The sequence below is a fragment of the Pseudoalteromonas sp. S327 genome (assembly GCF_005886415.1).
GTDB classification, from domain to species: domain Bacteria; phylum Pseudomonadota; class Gammaproteobacteria; order Enterobacterales; family Alteromonadaceae; genus Pseudoalteromonas; species Pseudoalteromonas atlantica.
Map to the genome: position 1 here is coordinate 26,230 of NZ_PNDP01000040.1, position 16,869 is coordinate 43,098.

The 16,869-nt window shown below is 40.7% G+C and carries 11 protein-coding genes; 5 read left to right on the forward strand and 6 right to left on the reverse strand.

Features of this window, described 5'->3' with window-relative positions:
* Together grpE and CWB60_RS13120 are read right to left on the reverse strand one after the other, a co-directional pair.
* Complete coding sequence (gene grpE, locus CWB60_RS13115) at window positions 1-615, reverse strand: nucleotide exchange factor GrpE (protein ID WP_024033377.1); 615 nt, start codon at window positions 613-615, stop codon at window positions 1-3.
* A 58-nt stretch (window positions 616-673) separates the two neighbouring features.
* Entirely contained in the window at window positions 674-1,639 is a 966-nt protein-coding gene (locus CWB60_RS13120; protein WP_054983110.1) for an HrcA family transcriptional regulator, read from the reverse strand.
* Between the two features lie 284 nt (window positions 1,640-1,923).
* Between CWB60_RS13120 and nadK the strand changes: the two genes are divergently transcribed.
* The 3 genes from nadK (at window position 1,924) to recN (ending at window position 5,199) form a co-directional block, all read left to right on the forward strand.
* Window positions 1,924-2,808, forward strand: coding sequence for an NAD(+) kinase (gene nadK / locus CWB60_RS13125; protein WP_004588103.1), 885 nt, complete (start codon window positions 1,924-1,926; stop codon window positions 2,806-2,808).
* Window positions 2,809-2,883: 75 nt separating this feature from the next.
* The gene (locus CWB60_RS13130; RefSeq protein ID WP_138578713.1) at window positions 2,884-3,450 is read left to right on the forward strand and encodes a hypothetical protein; all 567 of its coding nucleotides are present in this window, start codon (window positions 2,884-2,886) and stop codon (window positions 3,448-3,450) included.
* 75 nt (window positions 3,451-3,525) lie between these two features.
* Complete coding sequence (recN, locus tag CWB60_RS13135) at window positions 3,526-5,199, forward strand: DNA repair protein RecN (protein ID WP_138578715.1); 1,674 nt, start codon at window positions 3,526-3,528, stop codon at window positions 5,197-5,199.
* 361 nt (window positions 5,200-5,560) lie between these two features.
* Here the strand turns inward: recN and CWB60_RS13145 are convergent, their stop codons facing one another.
* The 4 genes from CWB60_RS13145 to CWB60_RS13160 form a co-directional block, all read right to left on the reverse strand.
* Entirely contained in the window at window positions 5,561-6,580 is a 1,020-nt protein-coding gene (locus CWB60_RS13145) for a GGDEF domain-containing protein (protein WP_249318406.1), read from the reverse strand.
* A gap of 219 nt (window positions 6,581-6,799) precedes the next feature.
* Window positions 6,800-8,215 (reverse strand): glutamate synthase small subunit GltD family protein, encoded by a 1,416-nt coding sequence (locus CWB60_RS13150; RefSeq protein ID WP_004588108.1) that lies wholly within the window; start codon window positions 8,213-8,215, stop codon window positions 6,800-6,802.
* Between the two features lie 9 nt (window positions 8,216-8,224).
* Window positions 8,225-12,682, reverse strand: coding sequence for a glutamate synthase large subunit (gene gltB / locus CWB60_RS13155; RefSeq protein ID WP_138578719.1), 4,458 nt, complete (start codon window positions 12,680-12,682; stop codon window positions 8,225-8,227).
* Between the two features lie 846 nt (window positions 12,683-13,528).
* Entirely contained in the window at window positions 13,529-13,867 is a 339-nt protein-coding gene (locus CWB60_RS13160; protein ID WP_004588110.1) for a Grx4 family monothiol glutaredoxin, read from the reverse strand.
* Window positions 13,868-14,134: 267 nt separating this feature from the next.
* Here CWB60_RS13160 and CWB60_RS13165 point away from each other — a divergent pair, with 267 nt between their 5' ends.
* Complete coding sequence (locus CWB60_RS13165; protein ID WP_004588111.1) at window positions 14,135-14,716, forward strand: Fe-Mn family superoxide dismutase; 582 nt, start codon at window positions 14,135-14,137, stop codon at window positions 14,714-14,716.
* Window positions 14,717-14,925: 209 nt separating this feature from the next.
* Window positions 14,926-16,848: a PrkA family serine protein kinase gene (locus CWB60_RS13170; protein WP_024033371.1), complete on the forward strand. Its 1,923-nt coding sequence runs from the start codon at window positions 14,926-14,928 to the stop codon at window positions 16,846-16,848.
* Window positions 16,849-16,869 lie beyond the last annotated feature (21 nt).

Genomic DNA, 16,869 nt, shown 5'->3' on the forward strand with positions numbered 1-16,869 from the left:
TTAAGCGTCTGCTGCTTTAGATACCATAACCATTGCAGGGCGTAATAAACGACCATTTAATGTGTATCCTTTTTGCATTACTGCAAGTACCGTGTTTGGTGAAACATCGTTACTTGGTTGGATAGACATTGCTTGGTGGAATTCTGGATTGAATTGCTCACCTTGTGGGTTAACAATTTCAACGCCAAACTTTGCAACCGCATCGTTAAAGCTTTTAACTGTCATATCAATACCTTCAAGCAATGGCTTTAGGGTTTCGTTTTCTTTATCAGAAAACTCAATAGCGCGCTCTAGGTTATCGATTACTGGAAGTAATTCGTTAGCAAACTTTTCCAGTGCAAATTTATGTGCTTTTTCTACATCTTGTGCAGCACGACGACGAATGTTATCTACATCTGCGGCGGCGCGTACAACGCTGTCTTTTTGATCCGCAATGGTTTGCTTAGCAGCTTCAAGCTCTGCGTATAGCATTGCAATTTCAGCTTCAGGGCTTTGCTCTTGGTCTGCTTCGTGTTGCTCTGCGGCTTCTACTGCTGCTTCAACATCAGCTTCCATTTGAGCTACTTCTTCGTTTAGTTCTACTTCTTGCTCTGGGTTTTGTGTCTGCTCAGACATAAAATACGTGCTCCAATTCTTTACAACTGCGGTAATTATGGGGATTGAATAAAAAGATTCAAGAGTTAGATGGCTCTAATAATTTAAATTCTTGGATTAATTGTTCAATTTGCGCCGATTTAGGGCAAATTACGCAAAAACGGCTTTGATACTCTTGATTTTGAAAGTACGGCACACTAATTACTATCAGCTCATTGCACTCTGTAAACGGTAAGTTTTCAGTGTTTAAAACTGATACACCGTTTTTAAATGCGAGTTTATCTTCGACAAAATTTAAAAATGAAACGCCAATATTTAAGCTTTGTTCGCAATCGACCTTTTTATATAAATAGTTTTCGCCTACTACAATACTGTTATCTGATCCAAGCTTATGACTAAGCTGGCGCGTCCACTGTGTCAGTGAGTCATGGCAATTACGCGGTGCGGTGTTTGCCATTGCTTGCATTCTGTACAAACCTTCCATTAAGGTTTGTTGGCTAAATACTGTGTTTAACCAAGTTGCAAATTGATAACGCACGGCATCTGAGGAATCATCAGGTTTGTTGATACAAATATTGTGGCTTTGCCCTGCTCTATCTATTAGAAGTACAAGCCAATCGTTAGAATCAAACTCAAGTACTTCTACTCTAAACACTTGTTGCGAGCTTGCTTGGGGTAAGCCTACACAACAACATACTTGGTACTTTTTACTTAATCCATGGGCCAGCTCCACAAGTTGTGCTTGTTGTGGCTGCCAGTAATTAGCTATTTCAGCTAACGGAAAAAACTCATCAAACCAATAATCAAACCCTTGGTTTGTAGGCACACGCCCTGCCGATGTATGAGGGGAATATAACAAGCCTACTTTTTCAAGTCGCGCCATAGCATTTCGTACCGTGGCAGAACAAACCGCCATGCCTTTTTGCTTCGCTATTTTTGTTGATGGAACGGGTAACCCTTCACCATTACAATAAAGGCTCATCACTGCTGAAAAAATTTGTTGATCTCGCGGGTTTATATTCATGTTATCTACATCTTGTTGCATGAAAGAGATATCGGGGCAGTTAAAACAAATTCAAGCCTAAAGCACGCTTTAAGTGAATATGTTGTTGCATGCATTACAATAAAACACTGCTGCAACTATTTTTAAGCATTAAATACAAAAATTAAAGGGGTAATTTAATCTGTTGAGCCAATAATCAGCTCTTAGGTGAGCTTGGCAATATACAGGCGTAATTGAATCATTATCATATTGGTAAATCTGTGTTTTCAAACACTTCTGTTTTGAGTTACCCTACAAAAATATTATTACTTTTTATTGCAGCCGTTATGCACTCACCGTTTAAAACTATTGGCCTTATAGGTAAACCAAACCATCCTAAAGCTGCGGCTACGTTACAGCGTTTACATACTTTTTTATCGGCTCTTGGCTTTACCGTGATTGTAGAAAAGCGCACCGGTGGGCAGTTATCGGATGTCCCTGATACTCATCAAGTTGACCTTGTTAGCTTAGGCGAGCAAGCCGACCTTGCTATTGTTGTAGGGGGTGATGGCAATATGCTTGGTGCTGCTCGCGTACTGGCACGCTTTGACGTAGCTGTAATAGGCGTAAACAGAGGTAATTTAGGGTTTTTAACCGACTTAAACCCAGAGGGCTTTGAAGGTAGCCTAGAGCAAGTGTTAAGCGGCGAATATTTAGAAGAAAAACGCTTTTTGCTCGAGGTAGAAGTATACCGCCATAACGAACTTAAAAGTGCGAATTCAGCCGTTAACGAAGCGGTGCTTCACGCCGACAAAGTTGCCCACATGATTGAGTTTGAAGCTTTTATTAATAATGACTTTGTGTTTTCTCAGCGCTCTGATGGCTTAATTGTATCAACCCCTACCGGCTCTACAGCTTATTCTTTATCGGGTGGCGGGCCCATTTTAACACCTGAGCTTAATGCAATTTCGTTAGTGCCTATGTTTCCTCATACATTATCAAGCAGACCCTTAGTGGTTGATGCTGATAACGAAGTACGCTTAAAGTTAAGCCTTGAGAACACCGACAGCTTACAAGTCAGTTGCGATAGCCATGTAGTGCTTGCCGTTTTACCCGGCGATGAAGTGGTTATTAAAAAAGCCGACAGAAAACTGCGCTTAATTCACCCAAAAAACTACTCTTACTACAACGTTTTACGTACTAAACTTAATTGGGGCAGCCGTTTATACTAATTTTATTGCCAAGCGTAGTGCTTTAGCGCAAAATACAAGACAAATAAAAATTAATCAAACTAGGAATATCTAGCAATGACTTATGTTGTTATCTTTGCTTTGTTATTACTTATCACTTTGCTTGGCGCTTATATTAGAGTTGAAAACAATAGAAAAAAAGCGTTAGAAACCAAGAAAAAACAATTTAACGAACGTGTTGCCCAAGTAAACACTCGCCTCAAAACCAAGCTAAACAATTTATTAGAAGCCAAAATAATAAGACCTAAGTATGTAGCGCAAATTCAGGCAATTGTGGCCAATTTTTTTGTGGTTCAGCCCCATACTGATGAAAACCTGCAACATTTAGAAGATATTAGCGACAGCTTAGTGAGCACGCTTTCGATTGAGTTTCAAAAAGCACTGCAAAGTGAAAACGCCCAAGCGCTTCAAGATAATATACAGTACTTTGTGAGTGAGTTACCCCAGCAAGGCATACTATATAATAAAGCGTTTTATCATGAAATTTTACCCTCATTGATTGTACAAATTAAAACTGACACACCTGTAAACCCAAGCGAAAGCATTGAAAATACTGACGAAACACCTTCTGATGAAAGTACTGACTCTGATGCGCAGTTTTCTCAAAATGCGAGTGTTGCTTAAAAAGTAAAAAATTAATTTGCAAAAAACCTAAACACTGTATAAATTAACAGTTAATTCACTGGATGGATGAACAGTATGTTAATTGGTTTAGAAATTAAAAATTTTGCAATTGTAAGTAACTTAAGCACTGAGTGGCATAACGGCATGACGGCGATCACGGGTGAAACCGGCGCGGGTAAATCGATTGCCATTGATGCACTTTCACTGTGTTTAGGCGAGCGCGCTGAAGCGTCGGCGGTTCGCCCTGGCACAGATAAAGCAGAAGTGTGCGCACAATTTGATTTAACTGCCCTTCCTCTTGCTAAAGCATTTTTAGAACAACACATGCTAACGAGTAACGACAACGAATGCCTACTTAGGCGCGTTGTATGTAAAAATGGCCGCAGCAAAAGCTATATTAATGGCAGCGCTGTTACAGCAGCTCAACTTAAAGAGCTGGGACAGTATTTAATTTCTATACACGGACAGCACGCTCATCAACACCTTTTAAAAGCTGAACACCAGCTGCAACTGCTTGACGCCTACGCAGGCCACAACCAGCTTGTAAAAGCGGTTAGCCAAAGCTTTAAATTATATGCAAACCTGCAAAAAGAATTTAAACAGCTTGAGCAACAGCAATTACAACAAGCCGCTCAAAAACAATTACTCGAATACCAAGTTGCCGAATTAGATGAGTTTGCCTTACAAGACGGCGAGTTTGAACAAATAGAGGCCGAACATTACAAGCTAAGTAATAGCCAAACCATTTTAGAAGCCTGCCAGCGCGAACTTCAGCATTTATACGAAAGTGATGAGCAAAATGCCTGTTCAATGCTGCAACACAGCGCTCAACAATTTGCCGAGCTTGCAAATTATGACGAAAGCTTAGCAAGTGTAGCTGCATTATTAGATGAAGCCGCAGTGCAAGTTGAAGAAGCAAGCAGAGAAGTAAGAAACTACGCAGAGCAGGCCGACTTAGACCCTGCAAGATTAACAGAAGTAGAAGCGCGCTTAAGTGGCGCGATGGACTTAGCCCGTAAGCATCATATAAAGCCTCAAGAGCTGGTTGAGTTTCATCAAAGTTTAACACAAGAGCTAGAGTCAATTAGTAACAATAGCTCACGTTTGGCGCAATTAGACGATGAAATAACTAATGCGCTAAGTGCATACCAGCACGCCAGTGATCAGCTAAGCGAAAGTCGCCATAAATATGCTAATACATTAAATCAATTAATTAGTGAAAGCATGGCTAATTTATCAATGGAAAATGGGGTCTTTGAAATTCAGCTTACCCAAGAAGCTGAGCGCCAACCCAATGCATTAGGTTTTGATAGCGTCTCGTTTTTGGTCTCTACTAACCCTGGGCAGCCATTACAACCTTTAGCTAAAGTTGCCTCGGGTGGTGAGCTGTCGCGTATTAGCCTTGCCATACAGGTGATCATTGCCCAAAAAGTGACAACGCCAACGCTTATTTTTGACGAAGTGGATGTAGGTATATCAGGTCCTACCGCCTCCTCTGTAGGGAAGTTACTACGCCAACTAGGAAAATCAACACAGGTTATTTGTGTAACCCATTTACCCCAGGTTGCAAGTAGTGCGCATCAGCAGTTTTTTGTAGCAAAAGAAATAGCACAAGGCGAAACCTTTACTCAAATGCTCAGCCTAAATAAAGACGGCCGTATTAATGAAATTGCACGCTTACTCGGTGGCGATAATATAAGTAAAACCGCTAAAGCAAATGCTAAAGAGCTTATTATGGCGCACGCCTAAGTTATACTTTTGCTACAACAGTGGAGAGACGTTTTAAATGCAAAGCATGCTGATAAATTTTTGCCATGTTACTGGGTGGCTACTTGTTGTTTTGAGCTTTTTACTTATCGGGTTTAGTAAGTTTAAGCACGCAGAATTTAAGCTAAAACTCTTTAGCTTTTTAAAACTTATATTGGTTTATCAAGTAACGGTGAGTGTTTGGCAGTGGTTTATTATTGGCAACATAGTGGCTAATAATCAATGGTTACTTTTATTAGCACAGATACTGTGCTGTGCAATGTGCTATTTAAGTTTACAGCGGCGAAAAAGTAAAAGCCGCCCCAACCTTGATAGTTTTTCTATGGATTAACTAACACAAGCGTTAAGAGCAAGTTCTATTTTTACCTTGCTCTTTTGCTTTGTATAATCGCTCGTCGGCAAGCTTTATGTCTTGGGCTATGGTTGTATCTAACTGGCTTTGCACAAGCCCCATACTTATAGTTAATACCACCGATTTCCCACTCATGCGCACTGGATTTTTTTGTAATTCTGCATGAATTTTTTCTGCAATACTTTGCCCCTGATCTTTGTCGCTGTTTGGTAGTGCAATTAAAAACTCTTCACCGCCCCACCGAGAAGCAATACCTTGCTTTGGCATGCTCTTTTTTAAAATATTGGCAAGTTGGGTTAACGCTTCATCACCAAAGTCGTGGCCGTAGTTATCATTAATGTTTTTGAAATTATCAACATCAGCTAGCAAAATTACATACGGCTGCTTATTTTTTTTATGAAGATGTTTAAGCTCAGCAAGTTCTTTCATCATAAAACGTCTGTTAGGTAAATCAGTTAAGTGATCTATTGTGGCAAGGCGCTCATTTTTTTGACTCAGCGCGACTATTTTTTCATTGTATTTTTCGCGTGAGCGCTCATAAAAACCACTTAATAAAGCAACAATAATAAAAGAAATGACCACCCTTAGTGGAAGTGCTTCAGGCTGATAATCATAAATATTAAAGTTATCTGTAATAATAAAGCCGGCGATCACGGCAAATAAAAAGGCAACAATATCAAATGTTCCTTTTTTAAGGCCTCTAATAGAGTAAGTCACCGGTGATACAATAAATATCCAAATTGGCCCATTACCTTCAGCTCCGCCCGAGATCACTAAATACAGCATTAAACAGTAAAGGTTATATAAAATGGTGGTTGCTGATTTTTCGACTGCGCGGTAAAGGCTAAAAGCCCACGCATAAAAACCAGCTGAAACTAGCAGCATAATACCAAGCACTACATCAGCATTAGACAATGCATTACACGCCATAGCGAAGGTAGCTATAAATCCGATGGTCGAAAAAAAGCGAACAATTAGCTTTCTTTCTCTGTTGTCTGAGTATGCATTCATATTATTATTTTTTATTTGCAAGCGAGCTTTAAAAGCCCATTTTCCGAGGATTTAAAAAAGAAGTTAGCAGCAAGTTTGTACTGAAATAGTACTTTAAGCAAGATTTACACGTTAATTATTGGTTAATGACAATTTTTTAATACTTTTTCATTTGTAAAAAGCTAAAAAAAAGCAAGTCAGTTGGCTTGCCTTTATTATATTTAAAACTTAACGAGATAATTAAACCTCTAAATAATCCATAATACCTTCAGCAGCGTTACGCCCTTCAAAAATAGCCGTTACCACTAAATCAGAGCCTCGCACTATATCGCCACCTGCAAATATTTTCGGATTAGTTGTTTGATGAGTAAATTCACCTTGCTCTGGTGCGTTAATGCCGCCCCAGTGGTTAATTTCTACATCATACTTTTCTAACCAGTCCATTTTGTGTGGTTTAAAGCCAAACGCCATAATAACCTGGTCTGCCTCAAGTACGTGCTCAGAGCCTGGTACAACTTCTGCTCGGCTACGGCCGTTTTCATCAGGCTCACCCAGTTGTGTTTTAACCATTTTAACGCCTGCAACATGACCATTATCATCAAGTACAATACCCGTTGGCTGTACATTAAAGGTAAAGTTTACACCTTCTTCTTTAGCGTTTTTAACTTCACGCTTAGAGCCAGGCATATTTTCTTCATCACGACGATAAGCACAGGTTACTTTAGCTGCATTTTGGCGAATAGACGTTCGCACACAGTCCATCGCGGTATCACCACCGCCAAGTACCACAACCTTTTGATTGGCCATATCAATGCACGCTTGGTTTTTTTCATCGTAACCCATAACGCGATTTGTGTTACCAATTAAAAATGGCAGTGCGTCGTGTACGCCTGGCGCGTCTTCGTTTTCAAGACCAGCACGCATACTCTGATATGTACCTACACCTAAAAATACCGCGTCGTAGTCAGCTAAAATTTCGTCCATAGTGATATCTACACCCACTTCAACGTTTAGCTTAAATTCCACACCCATTTCGGTGAAAATTTCACGGCGCTTTTGCATTACTTCTTTTTCAAGTTTGAAAGAAGGGATACCAAAAGTAAGTAATCCGCCAATTTCTGGGTGACGGTCAAAAACCACTGGCTTTACACCGTTACGCACTAAAATATCTGCACACCCTAAACCAGCCGGACCCGCACCAATAATAGCTACTTTTTTATCCGTCCATGTCACGTATGACATGTCTGGTTTCCAGCCCATTTTAAATGCGGTATCGGTAATGTATTTTTCAATATTACCTATCGTTACTGCGCCAAACTCTTCATCAAGCGTACATGAACCTTCACACAGTCTGTCTTGTGGACATACGCGTCCACACACTTCAGGCAAGCTGTTTGTACGATGAGAAAGCTCAGCCGCTTCTAAAATACGGCCAGTTCTAATTAGTTTTAACCACTGTGGAATGTAGTTATGCACTGGGCATTTCCATTCACAGTAAGGGTTACCACAATCTAAACAACGGTCAGCTTGTGAATTTACCTGATTCTCAGAAAAGGGTTCGTAAATTTCCACGAAAGATTTTTTACGCGACGAGATTGGTTTTTTGCGCGGATCAACACGCTGCACGTCTATAAATTGATATACATTTTCGCTCATACTGCCCCCTTATTGCGCTTGAACACGAAGTTCTGCGCTACTGCGAGCGCGGTGCCCGAGTAAACTTTTTACATCACTTGATTTTGGTTTAACTAGTTTGAACATAGGTAAGTACAGTTCAAAATTAGCTAAAATGGTTTCTGCTCGACATGAACCCGTAAGCTCTAAATGCTCGGCAATTAGGCCACGCAGATGCTCTTGGTGCGAACTTAAATCATCAAGTGTTACTACTTCTACAAGCTCTGGATTAATGCGTTTTTCAAAGTCACTTCGCTCATCTAAAATATAAGCAAAACCACCTGTCATACCCGCACCAAAGTTAACGCCTACATTACCTAGCACACATACAACGCCGCCAGTCATGTATTCACAGCCGTTATCACCTACGCCTTCAACAACGGCTTGCACGCCAGAGTTACGCACTGCAAAACGCTCACCAGCACAGCCTGCGGCAAATAACTTACCACCCGTAGCACCGTACAAACATGTGTTACCAGCAATGGTTGCTTTATGACTTTCAAACGATGATCCCAGTGGTGGACGTATAACAAGCTTACCACCAGCCATGCCTTTACCCACGTAGTCGTTTGCATCGCCAATAAGGGTCATTTCAAGGCCACCGGCATTCCAAACACCAAATGATTGCCCTGCTGTACCATGTAGTTCAATAGATACTGGATCTGCAGCCATACCTTGATTGCCGTGCTTAGAGGCTATGTAACCCGACAGCATTGCGCCCACTGAACGGTCTGTATTACATATACGGCTCACGAGCGAAATACCCGATGAGGTATCAATCGCTTGTTGCGCTTTACCTAGTAACGCTTCGTTAAGTTCGCCTAAATAGTGCGAGCTATTTGGTGCGCTACAAAATAAGGTTTCGCCCGTTGGGTTATTTGGCTGAGCAATCACAGACGATAAATCTATTTTCTTTTGCTTCGCTGTTTTACCTTCAATCGCTTCTAATAAGTCTAAACGACCAATTAAGTCAGTTAGATTAGCAACACCTAAGCTTGCCATAATTTCACGTGCTTCTTGGGCTATAAACTTAAAGTAGTTCATCGCCATTTCTGGTAAGCCGTGGTAATGCTTTTGACGAAGTGTTTCATCTTGCGTTGCAACACCGGTCGCACAGTTATTTAAATGACAAATACGTAAGTATTTACAACCTAGCGCCACCATTGGGCCTGTACCAAAGCCAAAGCTCTCTGCACCTAAAATAGCGGCTTTAATGATATCTAAACCTGTTTTTAAACCACCATCTGTTTGCAGGCGAATACGGTGACGAAGACCATTTTCAACAAGCGCTTGCTGGGTTTCTGCAAGGCCAAGCTCCCACGGGCTACCCGCGTATTTAACTGACGTTAATGGGCTTGCACCGGTACCACCATCGTAACCTGAGATAGTAATTAAGTCGGCGTACGCTTTAGCTACGCCTGTGGCAATTGTGCCTACACCCGGCTCAGATACTAACTTCACCGATATCATCGCTTCTGGGTTTACTTGTTTTAAATCAAATATTAGCTGGGCTAAATCTTCAATTGAGTAAATATCGTGATGCGGTGGTGGTGAAATTAATGTTACACCGGGTACCGAATAACGAAGCTTTGCAATATACGGCGTTACTTTTTCGCCTGGTAACTGCCCGCCTTCGCCAGGTTTAGCACCCTGCGCCACTTTAATTTGAATTACATCAGCATTACGAAGGTAGTGCGGCGTTACACCAAAACGACCCGAGGCAACTTGTTTAATACGTGAGTTTTTCTCGGTGTTGTAGCGCAGCTTATCTTCGCCGCCTTCACCAGAATTTGAACACCCGCCTAAGCGGTTCATTGCAATGGCAAGCGCTTCATGCGCCTCTGGCGAAAGTGCACCAATACTCATAGCTGCAGAGTCAAAGCGCTGGTATAAAAATTCAGCCGGCTCAACATCATCAATGCTAATGCCTTTTTCAGGTAATTTAAGCGCTAACATATCGCGCAGCGTTGCAATAGGACGGTTATTAACTAAATCAGCATAGGCTGCGTAGTCTTTATAATCGCCTGAACGTACGGCCTTTTGTAGCGTTTGAATAACATCTGGGTTGTAAGCGTGGTATTCACCACCGTGAACGTATTTTAATAAACCGCCATGGTTCAGTAACTTACGTTTACTAAAAGCAAGTTTATGAAGCTTTTGCTGATCAATATCAAAATCGCTAAAACAGGCGCCTTTAATACGACTTGCCACACCTTTAAAGCACATTTCTACCATAGCATCAGATAGACCAACCGCTTCAAAAAGCATTGAACAACGGTACGATGCAATTGTGCTTATGCCCATCTTAGACATAATTTTGTACAAGCCTTTATTAATGGCTTTTCGGTACGAAAGCGTCACTTCGCAGTACGATTTATCAATCACTTTACTGTCGCTCATCGCAACCAGTGACTCGTATGCAAGGTATGGGTAAATTGCGGTTGCACCAAAACCAAGTAATACGGCAAATTGGTGTGCATCGCGTACGCTACCCGTTTCAATAATAATATTAGACTCACAACGTAAGTTATTATCTACTAAACGTTTTTGTACAGCACCTACCGCCATAGCAGCAGGAATTGGTAATTGGGTTTCGCTAAAGTTACGGTCAGATAAAATAAGCATTACACAGCCGGCTGCTGCTTTTTCTTGTGCAGCGTCGCAAATACGTGCAACCGCTTTTTCTAAACCTTCCTCTGCTGTGTATGTAATATCAATTTTACAGTAGCTGTAATGCTCGTCATCGGCATTTAGTAGCTGCTGCATGTCTGCATACATTAAAATTGGCGTATCAAACTGTAGGCGCTTAGCGTGGCCTGTGGTTTCATTAAATACATTTTGCTCACTACCAATACACGTTGCCAGTGACATTACGTGGTTTTCACGCAGCGGGTCGATTGGCGGGTTAGTCACTTGTGCAAACTTTTGGCGGAAGTAATCGTACAATGAACGATGCCCTTCGCTTAGTACTGCAAATGGTGTGTCATCACCCATAGAGCCAGTTGCTTCTTGGCCGTTTTCACCCATTACGCGAATAACACTATCGAGCTCTTCGTTAGTGTAACCAAACATTTTTTGGTATTTAGCAAGTGTTTCGTCATCAAATGAGCGATTACCCGCATCTTGCTCGGTAAGCTCTTCAAACGGGGTTAAACGTTTAACGTTTTCTTCAAGCCATGACTTATAAGGATGACGCGATTTTAGATCTTGGTCGATTTCGTCTGAGTGCCAAATCTTGCCTAATTTAGTATCAATTACTAACAGCTCACCTGGTCCTACACGGCCTTTTTCGACCACTTCATCTGCAGTGTAATCCCAAATCCCTACCTCAGAGGCAAGTGTAATAAAGCCATCTTGGGTAATAACATAGCGCGCTGGACGCAGGCCATTTCTGTCAAGGTTACAGGCTGCAAAACGCCCATCAGACATAACAATGCCCGCAGGGCCATCCCACGGTTCCATATGCATAGAGTTAAAGTCGTAAAATGCGCGTAAATCATCATCCATAGCACGGTTTTTCTGCCATGCAGGTGGCACAAGCATACGCATAGCACGGAATAAATCCATGCCACCGGCTAAAAACAGCTCCAGCATGTTATCTAAGCTTGAAGAGTCAGAGCCGGTTTCGTTTACAAACGGCGCTGCGCTTTGTAAATCAGGAATAAGTGGCGATGAAAACTTATACGAACGTGCACGAGCCCATTGGCGGTTACCTTCAATGGTATTAATTTCACCATTATGCGCTAAATACCTAAATGGTTGTGCTAAAGGCCAACGCGGCTGGGTATTAGTAGAAAAACGCTGATGGAATACACAAATAGCGCTGGTCATACGAATATCAGCTAAGTCTAAATAAAAGTTAGGCAAATCTGCAGGCATCATAAGGCCTTTATAGATAGTCACTAACCCCGATAAACTCGCAATATAAAACGACTCATCCTCTGCTAAACGCTTTTCTGCACGGCGACGTGCTACATATAAACGTCGCTCTAAATCTTTAGAACGCCATCCTTCAGGCGCACTAACAAAAATTTGCTCAAAACCAGGTAATTGCTGTGTAGCAATTGGCCCTAGCATTGAAGGGTCAGTAGGCACTTCACGCCAACCGAGTATTTTAAGTGTTTCTTGTTCTAATTCTTCACATAAAACCTGTTTTGCAGCTTGTGCTAAAACGGGATCTGAATTTAAGAAAACCATGCCTACGGCGTAATTTTTACCTAAGTGCCAATTATGCTCACTCGCAATAGCACGGAAAAAACTGTCAGGTTTTTGTAGTAATAAACCACAGCCGTCACCTGTTTTACCATCGGCAGAAATACCACCGCGGTGCTGCATGCGATCAAGTCCAGTAATAGCTGTACGAATAAGCCGATGACTAGCTTGACCATTTACTTGGGCTATTAAGCCAAAGCCACAATTATCTTTTTCTAATGTTGAGTCGTATAACATAGACCCCTCCCTTGCTGCACTGTTAACGTGAATGAACTGCTCGACGATTTGCTAACAGACGCACAAAACTAGCCTCTATAGTAAATAGAGTCAATATTATTTTGAATACATATTCACATTCTTGAATATTTCTCACTTCAAGGCAAGATTTCTTTTTTACCCATAAGTTTTAACAATTAGCGCTTATTTGCGCGTTATTTTTTCATGACACTGGTGTCAATTTTAACATTTTGTAAAAACAAAGGCGTCAAAGCAATACCCTTTACGTAAACGTAAAGAGCCAAATCAATGAATAAATATTCACTAATTTCCCACAGGTTCAGTTAACATTTAGATAGTTTAATGCGTTTTAAATAAATTAGAGGTTTAGGATCACGCTTTTCTAGCGTTCATTAGTATAGTTATTAATTGTTGTGTCGTTTTTAGTGCAGATGTAGTGAATTTTTATTTAATACCAATTCGCTTGATTGAGCGAGCTATCGTAAGGCTGGAAAAACGTGTTGATAGCTGGGCAAAAAACTCGCTATTTATTTGTTCTAAAATAATTTTTTAGCGCAAATAGCGACATATTTAGCCCCGCAAAATGATTACGTCTTATTGCGCATTGATATAAAACTCATATTTTAATTAAAATTCGCGCTTATATAAGTAGCTTTGTTGCTTACTTATCCTTACTAGGTGCACCTAAACGAGGAGCAAGGGCTGAGTTTGCTAACTATTGAGCACAGATTAATGGTTTTAATCACCCACTGATGGGCTGTTCAAGAGATTAAGACGTAATAAAGTTATATATAGGCACAAAAAAGCCACGTAAAACGTGGCTTTAATAATCTAGCGAAGTAGCAATTACTCTGCGTCAGCTTCTTTATACTTAGCTGCAGTTTCAGTGATCAGTGGCTGTAATTCACCACGTTGAAACATTTCAATGATAATGTCACAACCACCTACTAATTCGCCCTCAACCCAAAGCTGTGGGAAAGTAGGCCAATTTGCGTATGCTGGTAACTCAGCGCGAATATCTGGATTAAGTAAAATATCAACATAGGCAAATGGTTCGCCACATGACATTAGAGCTTGTGACGCTTGTGAAGAAAAACCACAATTTGGTAATTTAGGCGACCCTTTCATGTAAAGGATAATTGGGTTTTCTGAAATCTGCTGTTTAATTTTATCAATGGTTTCCATCTACAACCTCAAAATGACGATAGCTTGATATACCTAGGGCTTGAAAATAAATCATTGTGGCCACAGATATATAACTTAAAATGGGCAAATAAAGCCGCAATTGAAATAGTCTTCAGCAATAGCATTGCTGTTTGCTTAAACTTGAGTAAAATACTCAACAATTATAGTAACACTATATTTTCGTTTGGTATAGGTAAGTGGTCTGTTCTATCAGGCATTACGTACTATCAAGCGAGTTATCAACCAAAAGAAGATGGAGATAAAAAAATGGCATTTGAACTACCGTCACTACCATATGCAATTGATGCACTTGAGCCTCATATTTCACAAGAAACTCTTGAGTATCACCACGGTAAGCACCACAACACTTACGTTGTTAAATTAAACGGTTTAATTCCAGGTACTGAATTTGAAAATAAATCTTTAGAAGAGATTGTTTGTTCATCTGAAGGTGGCGTATTTAACAACGCTGCACAAATTTGGAACCACACTTTCTACTGGAACTGTCTATCTCCAAATGGCGGCGGCGAGCCAACAGGTGCTATCGCTGACGCTATTAACGCTAAATGGGGCTCTTTTGACGCGTTTAAAGATGCATTAAACGACAAAGCGGTTAATAACTTTGGTTCTAGCTGGACATGGTTAGTTAAACTAGCTGACGGTTCATTAGATATCGTAAACACGTCTAACGCAGCAACGCCGCTTACAGACGAAGGTGTTACACCAATCCTAACTGTGGATTTATGGGAACACGCTTACTACATTGATTACCGTAACGTTCGTCCTGATTACCTTAAAGGTTTTTGGGCGCTTGTTAACTGGGAATTCGCGAACGCTAACTTCGCTTAATTAGCTATTATACGCTGATTTAAAAAGACGCCTCGGCGTCTTTTTTTATGCCTTTATAAAATTCAAACCGCCTTTATACGCGCGAAATTGCTAATTTAGCCACATGATCTTTTTTCACTTAAATTTTTAATTTTATTGCACAAAAATATCAATCTCTGACTAAACTTTAAAAAGTAAGCACCTTTTTAAAGCGGGTTTCGGAGGTTATTATGACTATTTTTGAGCACTACCAAGCACGATACGAAGCAGCACAAGAAGAAGAATACAGCATTAGCGAATTTCTAGAAATTTGTAAAAATGACAAATCAGCTTATGCCAGCGCCCCTGAGCGTTTACTTATGGCAATAGGCGAGCCGCAAATGGTTGATACTGCAACCGATGCACGTTTAAGCCGGTTATTTTCTAATAGAGTGGTTGCACGCTACCCTGCCTTTGCAGACTTTTACGGCATGGAAGATGCCATAGAACAAATTGTCTCCTACCTAAAGCATGCGGCTCAAGGTCTAGAAGAATGCAAACAAGTCCTTTATTTACTCGGCCCTGTTGGGGGAGGAAAATCTTCAATTGCAGAAAAACTAAAATATTTAATGCAACAAGTGCCTATCTATTCAATTAAAGGCTCTCCGGTAAACGATCACCCTCTCAGTTTGTTTGACCCAGTAGAAGATGCCAGCGTTCTCGAAAAAGAATACGGTATTAAACCACGTTACTTAAAAACGATTATGTCGCCATGGGCAGGTAAACGATTAAAAGAATTTAACGGCGATATTAGCCAGTTTAGAGTCGTCAAACGCTACCCCTCTATTTTAAATCAAATAGGTATAGCCAAAACCGAACCCGGTGATGAAAATAATCAAGATATTTCAGCATTGGTGGGCAAAGTAGATATTCGCCAGCTTGAGCACTTTGCTCAAAACGACCCCGATGCCTACGCTTACTCAGGCTCTTTATGTTTAGCAAACCAAGGTTTAATGGAGTTTGTAGAAATGTTTAAAGCCCCTATCAAGGTGCTGCATCCACTCCTTACCGCAACGCAAGAGGGTAACTACAACGGTACCGAAGGTATTAGCGCTCTGCCCTTTAACGGCATGATTTTAGCCCACTCAAATGAGTCAGAATGGCAAACATTCAAAAATAATAAAAACAATGAAGCGTTTTTAGATCGTGTTTATATTGTAAAGGTCCCTTATTGCCTGCGCGTGACCGAAGAAATAAAAATTTACGACAAACTTATTCAACATAGTGAACTTGCCAGCGCACCGTGTGCACCAGGTACGCTTAAAGCGTTAGCGCAATTTACTACCTTATCTCGATTAAAGGAGCCTGAAAACTCTAGTATTTACTCAAAAATGCGGGTCTATGATGGTGAAACCCTAAAAGATACCGACCCTAAAGCAAAGTCTTACCAGGAGTATCGTGATTACGCAGGGGTAGATGAAGGCATGACCGGCCTTTCCACTCGTTTTGCTTTTAAGATTTTATCGCGCGTATTTAATTTTGATACCACCGAGGTTGCAGCTAATCCGGTGCATTTATTTTATGTTTTGGAGCAACAAATAGAGCGTGAACAATTTAGCGCCGAAGTGGAAGAGCGCTATTTAAGTTTTTTAAAAGGCTATTTAATTCCGCAATATGTTGAGTTTATTGGTAAAGAGTTACAAACCGCGTATTTAGAGTCATACTCTGAATATGGCCAAAATATTTTTGACCGCTATGTGATTTATGCTGATTTTTGGATACAAGATCAAGAATACAGAGACCCAGATACAGGACAGTTATTTGACCGCGCCTCGTTAAATGCAGAACTTGAAAAAATAGAAAAACCCGCCGGCATTTCTAATCCCAAAGATTTTAGGAACGAAATAGTTAACTTTGTATTACGTGCACGCGCTCACAATAATGGTAAAAACCCGTTATGGACAAGCTACGAAAAACTACGCACTGTGATTGAGAAAAAAATGTTCTCAAATACCGAAGATCTACTCCCTGTTATTTCCTTTAATACAAAAACCTCCGCTGAGGATCAACAAAAACACGAGGACTTTGTTAACCGCATGGTTGAAAAAGGCTACACGCAAAAACAAGTGCGTTTACTTTCTGAGTGGTATTTACGGGTTAGAAAATCGCAGTAACCTTCATGTAGTTTAGGGGGA